The organism is Kitasatospora sp. NPDC015121, assembly GCF_055562955.1.
The window spans coordinates 73,075-87,746 of sequence record NZ_JBVHEH010000023.1 but is presented as its reverse complement, the minus strand read 5'-3'; the positions used below and the strand labels follow the sequence as shown (position 1 = coordinate 87,746).

10 protein-coding genes and 1 pseudogene are annotated in these 14,672 nt (G+C 75.4%); 6 read left to right on the top strand and 5 right to left on the bottom strand.

Annotated elements, in window-relative coordinates; translation table 11 throughout:
• Nucleotides 1-182 precede the first annotated feature (182 nt).
• Nucleotides 183-1,085 carry a hypothetical protein gene (locus ACZ3J7_RS29800; protein WP_465626495.1) on the top strand — a complete coding sequence of 301 codons (903 nt, stop codon included), beginning with the start codon at nucleotides 183-185 and terminating at the stop codon, nucleotides 1,083-1,085.
• Nucleotides 1,086-1,426: 341 nt separating this feature from the next.
• Here the strand turns inward: ACZ3J7_RS29800 and ACZ3J7_RS29795 are convergent, their stop codons facing one another.
• Complete coding sequence (locus tag ACZ3J7_RS29795) at nucleotides 1,427-2,617, bottom strand: winged helix DNA-binding domain-containing protein (RefSeq protein ID WP_465626409.1); 1,191 nt, start codon at nucleotides 2,615-2,617, stop codon at nucleotides 1,427-1,429.
• 793 nt (nucleotides 2,618-3,410) lie between these two features.
• Between ACZ3J7_RS29795 and ACZ3J7_RS29790 the strand changes: the two genes are divergently transcribed.
• On the top strand, nucleotides 3,411-5,570 hold the full coding sequence (locus tag ACZ3J7_RS29790) for a glycoside hydrolase family 6 protein (protein ID WP_465626407.1): 2,160 nt from the start codon (nucleotides 3,411-3,413) through the stop codon (nucleotides 5,568-5,570).
• 559 nt (nucleotides 5,571-6,129) lie between these two features.
• On the opposite strand, the pseudogene ACZ3J7_RS29785 reads toward ACZ3J7_RS29790, so the two are convergent.
• Nucleotides 6,130-6,303 (bottom strand): annotated as a pseudogene (locus tag ACZ3J7_RS29785) (trehalase-like domain-containing protein); the annotation flags it as partial.
• Nucleotides 6,304-6,455: 152 nt separating this feature from the next.
• On the opposite strand from ACZ3J7_RS29785, the gene ACZ3J7_RS29780 reads away from it, so the two are divergent.
• Nucleotides 6,456-7,262 (top strand): SAM-dependent methyltransferase, encoded by an 807-nt coding sequence (locus tag ACZ3J7_RS29780; RefSeq protein WP_465626405.1) that lies wholly within the window; start codon nucleotides 6,456-6,458, stop codon nucleotides 7,260-7,262.
• Nucleotides 7,259-9,457, top strand: coding sequence for a putative bifunctional diguanylate cyclase/phosphodiesterase (locus tag ACZ3J7_RS29775; protein WP_465626403.1), 2,199 nt, complete (start codon nucleotides 7,259-7,261; stop codon nucleotides 9,455-9,457). Before ACZ3J7_RS29780 ends, ACZ3J7_RS29775 begins: the two co-directional genes overlap by 4 nt.
• A 437-nt stretch (nucleotides 9,458-9,894) precedes the next feature.
• Here the strand turns inward: ACZ3J7_RS29775 and ACZ3J7_RS29770 are convergent, their stop codons facing one another.
• The 3 genes from ACZ3J7_RS29770 to ACZ3J7_RS29760 all read right to left on the bottom strand — a co-directional run bounded on the left by ACZ3J7_RS29770 (nucleotide 9,895) and on the right by ACZ3J7_RS29760 (nucleotide 12,653).
• Nucleotides 9,895-10,977 carry a phosphotransferase gene (locus ACZ3J7_RS29770; protein ID WP_465626401.1) on the bottom strand — a complete coding sequence of 361 codons (1,083 nt, stop codon included), beginning with the start codon at nucleotides 10,975-10,977 and terminating at the stop codon, nucleotides 9,895-9,897.
• On the bottom strand, nucleotides 10,974-11,729 hold the full coding sequence (locus ACZ3J7_RS29765; protein ID WP_465626399.1) for a hypothetical protein: 756 nt from the start codon (nucleotides 11,727-11,729) through the stop codon (nucleotides 10,974-10,976). The genes ACZ3J7_RS29770 and ACZ3J7_RS29765 overlap by 4 nt, the downstream gene beginning before the upstream one ends.
• A 258-nt stretch (nucleotides 11,730-11,987) precedes the next feature.
• A complete protein-coding gene (locus tag ACZ3J7_RS29760) occupies nucleotides 11,988-12,653 on the bottom strand; it encodes a GTP cyclohydrolase II (RefSeq protein WP_465626397.1) in 666 nt (221 codons plus the stop codon).
• Between the two features lie 285 nt (nucleotides 12,654-12,938).
• On the opposite strand from ACZ3J7_RS29760, the gene ACZ3J7_RS29755 reads away from it, so the two are divergent.
• Together ACZ3J7_RS29755 and ACZ3J7_RS29750 are read left to right on the top strand one after the other, a co-directional pair.
• Nucleotides 12,939-13,853 (top strand): NADP-dependent oxidoreductase, encoded by a 915-nt coding sequence (locus ACZ3J7_RS29755; RefSeq protein WP_465626395.1) that lies wholly within the window; start codon nucleotides 12,939-12,941, stop codon nucleotides 13,851-13,853.
• A complete protein-coding gene (locus tag ACZ3J7_RS29750; RefSeq protein WP_465626393.1) occupies nucleotides 13,850-14,611 on the top strand; it encodes a VOC family protein in 762 nt (253 codons plus the stop codon). The genes ACZ3J7_RS29755 and ACZ3J7_RS29750 overlap by 4 nt, the downstream gene beginning before the upstream one ends.
• Nucleotides 14,612-14,672 lie beyond the last annotated feature (61 nt).

Sequence of the window (14,672 nt, the reverse complement as noted above, 5' to 3'; positions counted from 1 at the left end):
GCGCACACGTGACGGTGCACACCGCACACCTCACCACCACGTGCAGATCCGGACGACGAGGGCGGGAACGGGGCGCCCCGCACCCGGCGCGAGGGCCGTGCCACCCACCGGCACGGCCCTCGCGCCCGTCCCGCCATGGTGTCCGTCCATCCGTCCGTCCGTGAGGTGATCCCTTGAGGAAGGTGGCGCTGCGCCCGTACGCGCTGCTGCCCGCGCGGTACGACCACCGCAGGATCCTGGCCACCACCGTGGACGCGTGGGGGCGGGCACTCTGGCTGGTCTGCCCGGACGCGGACCTGGTGCCGGACCGGTACGGCCGGCCCGCCGTCCGGCCCCGCCGCCACCCCCACGACGCGCTGCTGGTCGTCGCGGACGCCGACGGCGGCGCGACCCGGGAGCGGACCCTGTACGGCGTGGGCCTGCGGGTCTCCATGCTGGAGGCGCTGCCCAACGGCCGGGTCCTGCTGCTCGGCCTCAGCGCGCCGGGCAGGCGGGACGCGCAGATCCACGGCCGCGACGGGCGCCGGCGGGGCGGGTTCGCGCCGGGGCGCTGCGTCGAGTTCGCGATGGCCGACCGGCGCCACCACCTGTGGACCGCCTACGGCGACGAGGGCGTCTACGGCGACCCGATCAGCGCCGACGGCCTGGTGTGCCGGGACAGCGGCGGCAACCGGCGGTGGGGCTACTCGGCCCCGCCCGGCGCCGAGCACATCGACACCGTCTACGCCCTCAACGTCGAGGACGGCGTGGCTTGGGCCTGCTACTACCCCGCCTTCCCGCTGCTGGAGGCCCGCACCGACGGCCGGACCACCCTGCGCAGGTCACCGGTGCGGTCGCCGCGCGGCCTCGCGGTGCACGGGGACGAGGCCGTCCTGCTCGGCGGCGGCAGCCGGGGCGTCGCCGCGCGCAACGACCGGATGCAGCGCCTGCGGCTGACGGCGGACGAGGCCGTGCCGGTCGAGGAGGCCCGGCTGACCTACCCCAACGGCGCGCCCCTGACGGGTTACGCCCAACCGGTCGGCCGGGGGCGGCGCCTCTACCTGCACGGCCGGTCGGCCCGGCAGTGGTTCGTCCTGGAGGTGTGAACCCGCCTGCCGGGGAGGGCCGTTAGGTTCCGGCCAGGACGCGCGTCAGGACGCCGGCCAGGCGGGGTGCCGGGTGCCGGAGCCCGGCCCCGGTCCGGGGGAGGCCGCCCGCGCGGTCGTCGGCCCGGACCCGTCCGGCCCCGCTGCCGGAGACCACCGGCCGGGAAGCCGTCCCGCGGGCACTCGACCCGCAGGTCGCGCAGGGCCTCCTCCTGGTCGGCGGCCGTGCGCGGGAGACCCCGACGGGCGGCGGGCAGGACGCTGCCGTGCGCGCGCTCGAAGCGGCGGATCGGCTCCTCGGACTGCGCCCGCACCGGGGCCCGGCGCGCGGCGTCCGGGGCTCAGCTGGTGAGGCGGCGTTCGAGCGGGGTGCGGAAGCGGGGGGTGACCCGGGTGTCGGCGAGGACGGCGCGGAGGGCGGCGGCCCGGGCGGTGACGGCGGTGCGGGCGGCGGGGCCCGGGTCGGTGAGCAGGTCGAAGGCGATCTCGCCGTCCGGGAGTTGGGCCCAGCCGCCGATGACGCGGCCGTTCCACCAGACGGTCGGGCCGAGGTTGCCCGAGCGGTCGGTGAGTTCGGGGCGGTGCGCGGGGTCGAGGTACCAGTCGCGGTGCTTCCAGCCCATCGTGGTGGGGTCGAGGGCGGGCAGCAGGGCCGCCCAGGGCGCCGGGGCGGGGAGCGGGTCGAGGTCGTCGGGGAGGACGAACCCGCTCGCTCCGCTGGCGAGTTCGACCTCGACGGCAGCGAGCGCGACGAGCGCGGCGCGCACCTCGCGGATGCCCCAGCCGGTCCACCAGACCAGGTCGTCCTCGGTGGCGGGCCCGTGGGAGGCGAGCCAGTGCCGCGCCAACTCGGCCTGCGCGGCGGCCCGTTCGGCGGGGGTGGGGGCGGCGGGGACGGGCGGTCCGGGGACCCAGCGGTGCTGACTGCTGGTCCAGCCGCCGACCGGGCGGCGGCGGACCAGCGCGCCCTCCATGCCGAGCAGGCGCAGCAGCCGCATGCCCACCGGCTGGGTGGCGCCGTTGCCGTAGTCGATGGTCTCGCGCAACTGCGGGACGAGTTCCCCCAGTCGGCTGCCGGTCAGGCCCTCGGGGGAGTCGGCGAGCGCGGCGTCGAGCGCGGCCACCACGTCGGCCTGGGCGCGGGCGGTCCAGGCGGCGTCCCGGCCGGAGGCGGCGAAGTCCCGTAGCAGGCGGGCGCGTTCGGCGGCGACGCTCTTCGCGGTGGTGGAGGCGTACAGCGCCGGGGCGAGGTCGGCGGGGACGGCGAACAGGGTCTTGCGCATGCCGTGGCGGCGCAGCACGGTGCGGTCGGTGTACAGGGCGCGCTCGGTGTCGGCGGTGCCGGGCGCGGTGAGCCGGGCCGCGACGGCCAGGAACACCGTGGCGGGGTCGGTGGCGTGCACGGCGACCAGGGCGTCCACCACCTGCTCCGCCCGGTCGGCCCCGCCGCCGGGAGCGAGCAGGTGCCGGTGGGCGAGCCGGGCGCGGCGCTGGTCGTCGTCGAAGCGGGGGCGGGCGGGGCGGGCGGGCACGCGGTTCCTCCAAGGGTCGGGGGGGGGGGGGGACAGCCTGCCATGCGGTCCGGGCCCGGCGGGGCCGTTCCGGGCCCCAACTGCCCCGTGGCGCGGCGGCCGGTGAAAGTTTCGCGGAGCGGCGCCGGTCGGCCGGGGGCCCGCGCGCGGCCGACCGGCGGGTGGGCGGCCGGAAGGCGAGGGGCGGGCGGCGGGCGAGTGGCGGGAGGTGGACCGGCCGGTGCCGGCGAGGGCGGGCCGGGCTGTGCGGAGGCGGCCGAAGCCGCCCGCAAGTCCCTTGTGGGGCAGGACCTTTGCGCCGCGCCGCAGGCGTGGGAACGGCCATCGCGGTGCACCGGATCCGGCCACCGGCCGACCCCCGGGCCCGGCCCTCCGCGGGCCGCACCCGGGCGGGAAGGGTCGTCGGCGAACCGTCCCGCTGGGCGGCGGTGACGGGTGGGGCCGTCCGGGGCAGGTGGGGCGGTGGGGGCGGGTGTCGAGCGGTGCGTACGGGGGTGCGCGGGGGTGGCCGAACCGTGACGGGCGGTGTCCATCCGGGTCGGCGGGAGCGCTCCCACGGGTTCTGTCGAACTTCTTGACGGGAGTTCGAGGTCATGGCTTCATATCGGTTGTCCCCGAGCTGAGTTCGCCTCAGAGCGGGCCAAGTATGGGAGCGCTCCCATTGATTGGGGCGTTTTCATCGAGTCCGTCCCCCACCCGAAAGGACTCCCTTACCGTGTCGAATCTGACGCGTCGCCTCCGGACGGCGGCCGCGGCCGTGGTGCTCAGCGCCGCGACCGTTGTTCCCCTTGCCATGACGACCACTGCCGCCCACGCGGCGACCCGCGTGGACAACCCCTTCGTCGGCGCCGGGGTCTACGTGAACCCCGAGTGGGCCGCCCACGCCGCCGCCGAGCCGGGCGGTTCGGCGGTCGCCAACCAGCCCACCTTCGTCTGGCTGGACCGCATCGCCGCCATCAACGGCGTCAACGGCGGCATGAGCCTGCGCGACCACCTGAACGCCGCGGTGCAGCAGGCCGCGGGCAAGCCGTACGTGTTCCAGGTCGTCATCTACGACCTGCCGGGCCGCGACTGCGCCGCCCTGTCCTCGAACGGCGAGCTCGGCCCCACCGACCTGCCGCGCTACAAGAGCGAGTTCATCGACCCGATCGCCGCGATCCTGGCCGACCCGGCCTACGCGAGCCTGCGGATCGTGACCACCATCGAGCTCGACTCGCTGCCGAACCTGGTCACCAACGCGGGCGGCACCGCCACCGCGACCCCCGCGTGCGACACCATGAAGGCCAACGGCAACTACATCAACGGTGTCGGTTACGCGCTGGCCAAGCTCGGCGCGATCTCCAACGTCTACAACTACGTGGACGCGGGCCACCACGGCTGGCTCGGCTGGGACTCCAACCTGCAGCCGGCCATCGACACCATCAAGCAGGCGGCCCAGGCCTCCGGCTCGACGCTCGCCAACGTCCAGGGCTTCGTCGTCAACACCGCCAACTACGGCCCGCTGCACGAGCCCAACTTCACCGTCGGCGACTCGGTGAACGGCACCTCCGTCCGCCAGTCCAAGTGGGTCGACTGGAACCAGTACGTCGACGAGGCGTCCTTCGCCAAGGGCTGGCGCGCCAAGGCGGTCGCCTCCGGGTTCAACTCGAACATCGGCATGCTGATCGACACCTCCCGCAACGGCTGGGGCGGCGCGAACCGTCCGGCCGGCCCGGGCCCGAAGACCACCGTCGACGCGTACGTCGACGGCGGCCGGATCGACCGCCGCTTCCAGACCGGCAACTGGTGCAACCAGTCCGGCGCGGGCCTCGGCGAGCGTCCGAAGGCGGCCCCCGAGGACGGCATCGCCGCGTACGTGTGGGTGAAGCCCCCGGGTGAGTCGGACGGCGCGAGCCAGTACATCCCGAACGACGAGGGCAAGGGCCAGGACGGGATGTGCGACCCGACCTACACCGGCAACGCGCGCAACAACTTCAACATGTCGGGCGCCCTGGCGAACTCCCCGCTCGCGGGCCACTGGTTCTCGGCCCAGTTCCAGGAGCTGCTGAAGAACGCCTACCCGGCGCTCGGCACCGGCACCGCCGACACCACCGCCCCGACCGCTCCGACCGGCCTGGCGGCGACCAGCACCTCCAGCAGCGTCTCGCTGACCTGGACCGCCTCCACCGACAACGTCGGCGTGACCGGTTACAACGTGTACCGCGGCGGCACCCTGGTCGGGTCCACCGCCGGCACCTCGTACACCGACTCGGGTCTGACCGCCTCCACCGCGTACGCGTACACCGTGAAGGCCAAGGACGCGGCCGGCAACGTCTCCGCCTCCTCGGCGGCGCTCAGCGTCACCACCGGCTCCGGCGGCACCACCGACACCACCCCGCCGAGCACCCCGGGCAACCTGGCGGCGACCACCACCTCCAGCAGCGCCTCGCTGACCTGGACCGCCTCCACCGACAACGTCGGCGTGACCGGTTACAACGTGTACCGGGGCGGCACCCTGGTCGGGTCCACCGCCGGCACCTCGTACACCGACTCGGGCCTGAGCGCCTCCACCGCGTACGCGTACACCGTGCGGGCCAAGGACGCGGCCGGCAACCTCTCCGCCGCCGCCGCCGTCACCGCCACCACCCAGGCCGGCACCGGCACCGGCGGCGCCGGCTGCACCGCCAGCTACAAGGTCAGCAGCGACTGGGGCGCCGGCTTCAACGCCGACGTCACCGTGACCGCGGGCAACACCGCGATCAAGTCCTGGAAGGTCACCTGGTCCTTCGCGGGCAACCAGCAGGTCACCAACCTGTGGAACGGCACCGTCAGCCAGTCCGGCCAGTCCGTGACGGTCAACAACGCCGGCTACAACGGCGCCGTCGCCGCCAACGGCTCCACCAGCTTCGGCTTCGGTGGCAGCTACTCCGGCAGCAACGCCGTCCCGACCCTGACCTGCACCGCCACCAGCTGACCCGAACCCGGGCCGGCACGGCAGTAGGACAGACCGCGGCTCCGGCCCGACTGACGCGGGCCGGAGCCGCACCACGCAACACCCCCCCAGCGGCGCCGCCCCCCTGCAGAGTCTGCAGGGGGGCGGTTGCCCGTTCCCGGCCCTGGCGGAAAGGCTCAACCACCCCGCCGGAAGGCGGTGTTGACCAGGGCGACCCGGGTGAACGCCTGCGGGGTGTCGCCCAGTCGGCGACCCGCCACCGGATCTCACGGCTCGCTGAGCAGCCCCAGGCCGTGGGCCGAACCGGACCGGCCGCGAGCCGAGGTGCCCGGGCCGCCGGTCGGCTTCGCTCTCCGGCCGCCCGCGCTCCCCGGCCATCCCGTACACCGCCTGCACGTCGGACGGGTCGTCGGCCACCGCGCGCAGCGGCCACCGGCACCAGGCCGCGGCCTCCTGGCGGAAACCGCCGCGCAGCCGACAGAACCAGTGGCCCCAGTCGCGCTCCCCGCCCGGCGCCTTGGGCGGCGAGCTGGTCGGCGCGGACGGGACGCGGACGCCGGGGCGGGCGGTCGTGGTGCGCCCGGTCGCGGTGCGGCATCAGGTCGAGCGGCCGGACCTCGCCGTCAGGGGCGGCGAAGTAGCTGGGAGAGTCGAAGCGGGGCGGGCACGGCCAGTCCGCCGAGCCGTCCCGGCCGACCAGGGCGGCGGTCCGCGGGTCGGAGAGGAGCGCGTGGTCCTCGATCCGTCCGCCCAGGAGGGAGATTCCGCGCCGATCGGGGGTAGTCGCCGGGCGGGGCGCGCCGCGCCGCCGTTCGGCCGTGTCGGCTTGCGATGCGGATCGGAAGTATAGGAAGATCTTTATGTCCTATTGCCATTTTTGAATGCCACGTCGGAGGGAGTGCCGTCATGGCGCGTCCGAACTGGGTTCCCGCAGGGACCGACCTCGACAAGCCGAACGCCGCCCGGGTCTACGACTACTACCTCGGCGGGTCGCACAACTTCGAGGTCGACCGGCAGATGGCGCGCAAGGCGATCGAGCTCTGGCCCGACCTGCCGAAGATCATGCGCGCCAACCGGGCCTTCCTGCGCCGCGCCACCCAGTTCGCCGCCGCAGAGGGCATCGCCCGCTTCCTGGACATCGGCTCCGGCATCCCCACCTTCGGCGCCGTCCACGAGGTGGCCCGCGAGTACCAGGCCGACGCGCGCGTCGTCTACATCGACATGGACCCCGTCGCGGTCGCGCACAGCCGGCTGATCCTCGCCGACGACCCGCTCAGCCAGGTCGTCGACGCCGACCTGCGCAACATCGACGACCTGCTCGCCCGCCCCGAGGTCGAGGCGCTGCTCGCCCCCGGCGAACCCGTCGCCGTCATCCTCAACGCCGTCCTGCACTTCGTCACCGACGCCGACGACCCCGCCAAGATCCTCACCAGGCTCCGCGAGGCCCTGCCCAGCGGCAGCATGCTGATCCTCTCGCACGCCTCCCTGGAGGGCCGCCCCGACCAGGCCGGCTCCCATCAGAGCCTGTACCGCTCCACCCCGACCCCGCTCACCATGCGCAACCGCGAGCAGATCACCGCCTTCTTCGACGGCTACGAGCTGGTCGAGCCCGGCGTCGTCTACCTGCCCGAGTGGCGCCCCGACGACGCCGAGTCGGTCGGCCCCAACCCCGAGCGGATGACCGGCATGGCCGGAGTCGGGCGCCTGTCGTGAACGAGTCGGCGGGGACCGGCGCGGACCCCTCCGCGGACCCCTCCCCGGGGGCCGGAGCGGGGACCGGCACCGCTCCGGACGCGGAGGCCGCCGCCGGGTTCCGCGCCGCCTGGTCCGCGATGCTGCGCACCGGGCACGGCGCCGCGGTGCGCCCCGGCGTGCTGAACCCGCTGATCACCCGCACCGCCGAACTGCTGCGCCGGGCCGCCACCGAGCACCCGTTCCGCCCCGAACTGGCCGGACAGGTCGGCGCGCTGCTCATCGACAACCAGTTCACCGACCCGCAACTGCTCGCCGACGCCGTGCAGTTGATCCAGCGTCAGGCCGTCCCCGACGACCGCGGCCCGGAGCTCAGCGGCGCCTTCGCGGCCGGCTGGGCGGCCGCCCTGCGCGAGCGCACGCTGCGCGAGCAGGAGGCGATCCGGCTCGCCGCCGACACCGCCCGGCAGGAGGTCGAGAAGGCGCTGCGCGTCTCCGAGGCCCGGTTCCGGGCGCTGTTCGAGTCCGCGGCGATCGGCATCGGCCTCGGCGACACCGACGGCAACATCCTGGCCGTCAACCGGGCCCTCGGCGACATCTTCGGCGGCGGCCCCGAGGACATGACGGGCGTGCGCGTCGACGACCTGGTCCACCCCGAGGACACTCCCGGCGTCTGGGAGGCGTACGAGGAACTGATCAGCGGCAAGCGCGAGTACTTCCAGTTCGACAAGCCGTACTACCGGCGCGACGGCGAGGTGGTCTGGACCCATCTGACCGTCTCGCTGATCCGCGACGACGACGGTGTGCCGCTCTACCAGGTCGCCATGCTGGAGGACGTCACCGAGCGCTACCGCCTGCAGGAGCGGCTGCGCCACCAGGCCACCCACGACCCGCTGACCGGCCTGCCCAACCGGGCCGCGTTCTTCGAACGGCTGGAGAAGATCTTCGAGGAGCCGGAGCCGGACGTCCGCTTCGGCCTGTGCTACGTCGACCTGGACGGCTTCAAGATCGTCAACGACAGCCTCGGCCACGACATGGGAGACCAGCTGCTGACCGTGGTCGCCCGCCGGCTGGAGAACGCGCTCAGCCCGCTCGGCCACATGGTGGCCCGGCTCGGCGGCGACGAGTTCGTGGTGCTGCTGGAGAACTGCCGGGGCGAGCAGGAGGCGGTGGCCGCCGCCAAGACCGTCCTCGCCGCGCTCACCAAGCCCGTGGTGATCGGCGACCACCGGCTCGCCGTCGGCGCCAGCGTCGGCGTGCTGGAGCGGCGGATCGCCAGCACCACGCCCGGCGCCGCCGTCCGGGCCGCCGACCTCACGCTGTACCGCGCCAAGGAGGCCGGGCGCGGTCGCTGGACGCTCTTCGACCCGAAGGAGAACGCGCGCGCCGTCAGCCGGTACGCGGTCTCCGTGCGGATGCCCGCCGCGCTCGACCGGGGCGAGTTCTTCATCGACTACCAGCCGATGGTCGACCTCGCCTCCGGGACGATGACCGGCGTCGAGGCCCTGGTGCGCTGGCGACACCCGCAGCTCGGGGTGCTCGGCCCGGAGGAGTTCGTCGGCGTCGCCGAGGAGACCGGGCTGATCATGCCGCTCGGCCGCTGGGTGCTGGAGCAGGCCTGCGAACAGGCCGCCGACTGGGTCGCCCGGTTCGGCGAGCGGGCGCCCAGGCTGAGCGTCAACCTGGCCGTCCGGCAGGCCCGCAACGCCGGACTGGTCGGCGACGTCGAACGCACCCTGCGCAGCACCGGCCTCGACCCGTCGATGCTGCAGCTGGAGATCACCGAGTCGACCGTGGTCGGCCCCGAGGACGAGTCGCTCAAGGCGCTGCACGCGCTGGTCGACATGGGCGTCTCGCTGGCCGTCGACGACTTCGGCACCGGCTGGTCCAACCTGGCCTACCTGCGCGACCTGCCCGTCTCCAACCTCAAGATCGCCGGCTCCTTCGTCGGCGACCTGCACGACCCCGCCAAGGACACCCACCTCGGCTGGCGGATCGTCAGCGGACTGGTCTCGCTCGCCCACACCCTGGGCCTGACCGTCACCGCCGAGGGCGTGGAGAGCCGCGCCGACGCCGAACGCCTGCGCCTGATGGGCTGCGACCTCGCCCAGGGCTGGCACTTCGGCCGCCCCGTCCGCCCCGCCGAGATCGCCCGCCGGATCGCCGAGAGCGACCTGGAGGCCGCGCCCGAACCCGGCCTCGGCTACGAGGGCTGAGGCTCCTCGACCAGCGGAGCCGAAACCTTTCTCCGCCACGGAACGGGACGAACCGGACGCGCCCGCTGACGCCCCGGCGTCGGCAGTTTCGGACGCCGAGCGCCGCTCCGGAGCTCGGACGCGCGACGGCGGGCCCGCCCCGCGCCGCACCCGTCTTCCGCACGGGCAGCACCCTGCCCGTCCCCGCGCGGGGCACACCGCGAAGAGGCACGCGATGAGCGCCACCCTGCCCACCGGGCACCCTGAAGCCAACTCCGCCCCGCCGTCCGGCACTTCGCCCGGCAGCCCGCCCGCCGGGACCGACGGCGCACGACTCCGGAACGCCTGGGTCGGCGTCCGGCGGCACTGGCGCACGTGCGCCCCGGCACGCCACCTCGGTGGTCCACGCAGTCGTCGTGCCCGACAGCGAGCCACGGCCCCGCGCCGACGCCAGCCCCTCACTCCGCCGTGGCGCCCGCCAGTTCGCGCAGCACCGGGACGAGGACCTCGCGCAGCCAGTGCCGGTTGCGGGCGAGGCGGCGGGACTTCTCCAGGTTCCCCGAGACGTGCCACAGCCAGGCCAACAGGGCACCCGACGCCGGGAGTTCGCCGGTCTCCGGACGGTTCAGGACGCCCGAGCGCAGCGCCTGGACGACCTGGGCGCCCCAGGAACGGCCGTCCAGTAGCCGACCCAGCGCCAGCGCGAAACTCGCCCGGTCGACCACCACCGGGCCGTCGGCCAGCGCGTCCGCCCAGTCCACCACGCCGGTGACCGACAGCGGGCCGGTGCCGGAGGTCGGGTCGGGGGAGCGGACCAGCAGGTTTCCGGGGGTGAAGTCGCCGTGCGTCCAGGCCACTTCGACCGGGCGGCCGGTCAACTCGCGGCGCAGCAGCGAGCGCAGCGCCAGCAGCCCGGCGGTGCCCTCCGCGCCCCGGCACCAGCGGACCCGGTCCGAGAGCACCGCCAGCCGGTGGCCCAGCCAGCCGTCCACCAGCCGCCCGTCCCGGCTCGAACCGCCGGTGGCGCCGCGCAGTTCGTCCAGCAGGGCGAACGCGGACGCGGTCAGCGCGGCGGACAGTCCGGGCCGACGGGCCAGCAGCACGTCGCCCGGCAGGCCCGGCAGCACGCCCTGCACCAGCACCGGCGGGCGGGCGCCCAGGCGCGAGTCGAGCGTCCGCGGCAGCAACTCCCGCAGCCCCGAAGGGCCCGGACCCGACGGACCCGGCTCCGACGCCCCCAGTTGCGCGCCCAGCACCGCCACCGCGTCCCGCTCGCGGACCAGCGCCCGCACCGCCTCCCCGGTGCGCGGGCACTTCACCAGCACCGGCGGCCCGCCGTCCGCCGGCCGCCAGCGGGCCACCAGCACGTCCGAGAAGCCCTGCGCCACCGCCTCCCACCGGCCGTGCCCCAACTCCCGTCCCGCCCACCGCAGTCGCAGCTCGTCCGCCGCCCGGCCCGCCACCCCCGGCGGCACCAGCAGCAGGCCGCCCGCGACTTCCCGCACCCCCAGCAACTCGTGCACGGGCACCCGGCCGGTCATGCCCCGCCCCGCTCGCCGAAGGCCGCCAACCGGGCTGCCTGGAAGGCGAGTTCGGCCAGCCGGGCCATCGGGGCCCGGTTGGCCGGTGACGGCCGGGGCGGGCGGCAGCGGGCGCGGCCGCCCGGGCGGCGGCCCAGCAGTCCGGCGACCGCCTGCGCCAGGCCCGCCTGGTACGGGGAGGCGGAGGAGCGTGCCACGGCGCGGAGTTCGGCGGGCGCGTGGGCGGGCGCCGCGCCGTGATCGCCCAACTCGGCCAGGTCGTCCGGGTACTGGTCGGACCCGCAGAAGCATGACGGCGGGCGGCGCACCGCCGGCCCGAGCACCCGGCGCAGCACCGGAGTGCCGGTCAGCCGCGCGGCCAGCCGGGCGAGGCGCCGGTACGGGGCGGACGGGAGCGGTGCCGGGCGCAGCACCAGGCCGGCCAGGTCGTCGACGGCGTCGGCGAGGGCCCGGGTCCTGGCGGCCGCCGGGTGCGGCGCGGCGCAGGCCAGGTCGCCACTGCCGACGGCGCCGTCCTGCAGGTGCCGGGCGAGGCGCCGGGGCGCCGTCCAGCTGCCCGCGAGCCGGTCCTCGGCGGCCTGCAGCATGCCCGCCGAGGCCAGGAACGCGTCCAGCGGGTACCTCGCCCGCGCGGCCTCGGCCAGTTCCTCGGCCGGCTCCGCGACCGTCGCGTGTGGATCCGCCGGGCGGACTGGGCCGACGCGAGGGAGGCCGGCGCGGGGACCTGCGGCGCTGGCTGGCCTGGGGGTCATGGCGCTCTCCGGGGAAGCGAGGGAGCGGCGGAGTGCCGGACACGGCTACTCCCACCGTCCGCCCGTCCCGCGCCCCGCGCAACGCGGGTCCCGCCCCGTGCCCGCCCTGCCGCGGCCGGTACGCCCCGCCCGATGCGTCCAGCGGTATGACGAAATCCCGGTCCGGTCGGGCCGCGCCCGCCGGACTGCCACGCCGACGCCCGCGCGGGCGGCGCCGGGACGCCCGCGCCACCGCCGCCCCCTGGCGGAAGGGGACGGTCAGCCGACCAACGGGGCCAGGGCGAGGGTGTGCCGGGTGTGCTCGACCTTGGCGCGGAGGTAGCGCAGGTTGCTGGGGGAGAGGTGGACGCCGGTGGGGACGCGTTCGGTGATGGTGATGCCGAGGTCGGTGAGCTGGGCGGCCTTGTCGGGGTTGTTGCTGAGCAGGCGGACGGCGGGGGCGCCGAGGGCGTCGAGCATCTGGGCGGCGGCGGTGTAGTCGCGGGCGTCCTCGGGGAGGCCGAGGGCGGCGTTCGCCTGGTACGTGTCGAGGCCGGAGTCCTGCAGGGCGTAGGCGTCGAGCTTGTTGTAGAGGCCGATGCCGCGGCCCTCCTGGCGCAGGTAGAGCAGGTGGCCGCCGGTCTCGGCGATGCGCTGGACGGACTCGCGCAGCTGGGGGCCGCAGTCGCAGCGGGCGGAGCCGAAGACGTCGCCGGTGAGGCACTCGGAGTGCAGGCGCACCAGCGGGGCGGGGTGCGCGGACGGGTCGCCGAGGGTGAGGGCGACGTGCTCGGCGCCGTCGGCCAGGCCGTGGAAGGTGCGGGCCTCGGCCTCGACGCGGTAGCCGTCGGCGAAGACGAGGGGGATGCGCACGCTGGAGCGGACGGTGGCGACGGGCCGCCGCGCGGTGGTGGCAGGGGTCGCGGTGGTCGCGGGGTGCGTCATGTCGGGTCCTCCGGGGCCGCGGTGGGTGTCGGCTGCGGTCCGGCGCGAGGGGCCCACACGGGTTGTTCAAATTCGAACCGGATCGTGCTGGCCCGACGCTACACCGTCGTTCCAATTTGAACAACTGTCGTCCCGGAAGCCTTCCCCCGCCCCGCCCGCACCCCGCCCCCACTCCCGCCACCAGTTCCCACACCCTCCCGTTCGGCCCACCAGCCTCCCGCTACCCGCTGGTACCCCGGCAAGGTGGGGAGGTGAGGGGGCCCGGGCGAGGGAGGAAGAGAGCGGATGGCGAAGGCATTCGGGTTCGTCGCGTACGGCGGACCGGAGCAGCAGGAGTTCCTGGACCGGCCCACGCCCGTCCCGGGCCCCGGCGCGCTGCGGATCAGGGTGGTTGCGGCCGGAGTGAACCCCGCCGACTGGAAGAAGCGGCAGGGCTTCTTCGGCACCGACGCCGCCCCGCCGCAGGTGATGGGCAGCGAGGCGGCCGGCGTGGTGACCGCCGTCGGCGAGGACGTGCGGGGCTTCCGCGAGGGCGACGAGGTGTTCGGCACCACGATCGGCGGCGCGTTCGCCGAGGAGGCGCTGCTGACGGCCCGCGCCACCGCCCACAAGCCGCGCACCGTCGGCTTCGCCGAAGCCGCCGCGCTGCCGGTCGCCGCCGCCACCGCCTACGACGCCCTCGACCAGCTCGGCCTCGACGCCGGGCAGACCCTGCTGGTGGTCGGCGTGGCCGGCGGCGTCGGCAGCGCCGCCGCGCAGATCGCCCGGGGCCGCGGCCTGACCGTCCTCGGCACCGCCGGCGAGGGCAGCGCCGAGTACGTCCGCGGCCTCGGCGCCATCCCCGTCCGGTACGGGCCGGGCGTCGCCGACCGGCTGCGCGCCGTCGCCCCCGACGGCGTCGACGCCGTGCTCGACCTGATCGGCGGGGACGCCGTCCGCGAGGTCGCCGGGGCCCTGCGCACCCCCGGCCGGCTGGTCTCCACCGCCGACCCGGCCACCGCCGCCGAACTCGGCGGCGCCTACGTCCGGCGCGACGGCACCGCCGCCCCGCTCGCGGCCCTCGCCGAACTCGTCGCCGCCGGAACGCTCGACCCGCACATCGGCGCCCGCTACCCGCTGGAGCGGGCCGCCGAGGCGATGGCCGAAGTGGAGGGCGGACACGCCCGAGGGAAACTGATCCTGGAGATGAGCCGACCGTGAAGACCACCCAACCCATCCCCGGTGCGCCCTGCTGGGTCGAACTCGCCACCAAGGATCCCGCCGCCGCCAAGGCCTTCTACCACGAACTCTTCGGCTGGCGCGCCGAAGTGGTCCCCGACGAGCGGGCCATGGGCTACACCGAGCTCCACCTCGGCGACCAACTCGTCGCCGGACTCAGCGCCTTGATGCAGCCCGAGCAGCCGACCGCCTGGACGATCGGCTTCCACACCCCCGACGCCGACAGCGCCGCCGACGAAATCGCCGACGCCGACGGCAAGTTGATCGTCCCGCCGACGGACGCCCTGGACTGGGGCCGGTTCGCCGTCGCCGCCGACCCCACCGGCGCGGTCTTCTCCACCTGGCAGCCCGCCACCCTGCGGGGCGTCGACCTGCGCGACGAGCCCGGCGCCCTCGGCTGGGTCGAACTCGCCACCCACGAACCGGGATCCGCCGCCGAGTTCTACCAACGGGTGTTCGGCTGGAGCGTCAACTCCGGCGAGATGTACACCCGGTTCGGCCTGGGCGGCCGCGACTTCGGCGGAATGACGGACATGTCCGACCAGTTCCCGGCCGGAGCGGCGCCCTACTGGATGCCGTACTTCGTGGTCGCCGACGCCGACCTCGGCGCCGAACGCGCCTCCCTGCTCGGCGCCACCGTCACCCTCCCGCCCACCGACGTCCCCGACGGCCCCCGGCTGGCCGTGCTGCGCGACCCGCAGGGCGCACTGTTCGGCATCCACGTGCCGGAGGAGCAGTAGCGGCGCGCGGCTCAGACCCGGCACGGAGCTCAGACCGGGGACGGGGCCCAGGCCCGGCCCG

Coding starts and splice junctions, on each gene's coding strand:
- ACZ3J7_RS29790 (WP_465626407.1), top strand. CDS start 3,411: ATGACGACCACTGCCGCCCACGCGGCGACCCGCGTGGACAACCCCTTC.
- ACZ3J7_RS29780 (WP_465626405.1), top strand. CDS start 6,456: ATGGCGCGTCCGAACTGGGTTCCCGCAGGGACCGACCTCGACAAGCCG.
- ACZ3J7_RS29770 (WP_465626401.1), bottom strand. CDS start 10,977: ATGACCGGCCGGGTGCCCGTGCACGAGTTGCTGGGGGTGCGGGAAGTC.
- ACZ3J7_RS29765 (WP_465626399.1), bottom strand. CDS start 11,729: ATGACCCCCAGGCCAGCCAGCGCCGCAGGTCCCCGCGCCGGCCTCCCT.
- ACZ3J7_RS29760 (WP_465626397.1), bottom strand. CDS start 12,653: ATGACGCACCCCGCGACCACCGCGACCCCTGCCACCACCGCGCGGCGG.
- ACZ3J7_RS29755 (WP_465626395.1), top strand. CDS start 12,939: ATGGCGAAGGCATTCGGGTTCGTCGCGTACGGCGGACCGGAGCAGCAG.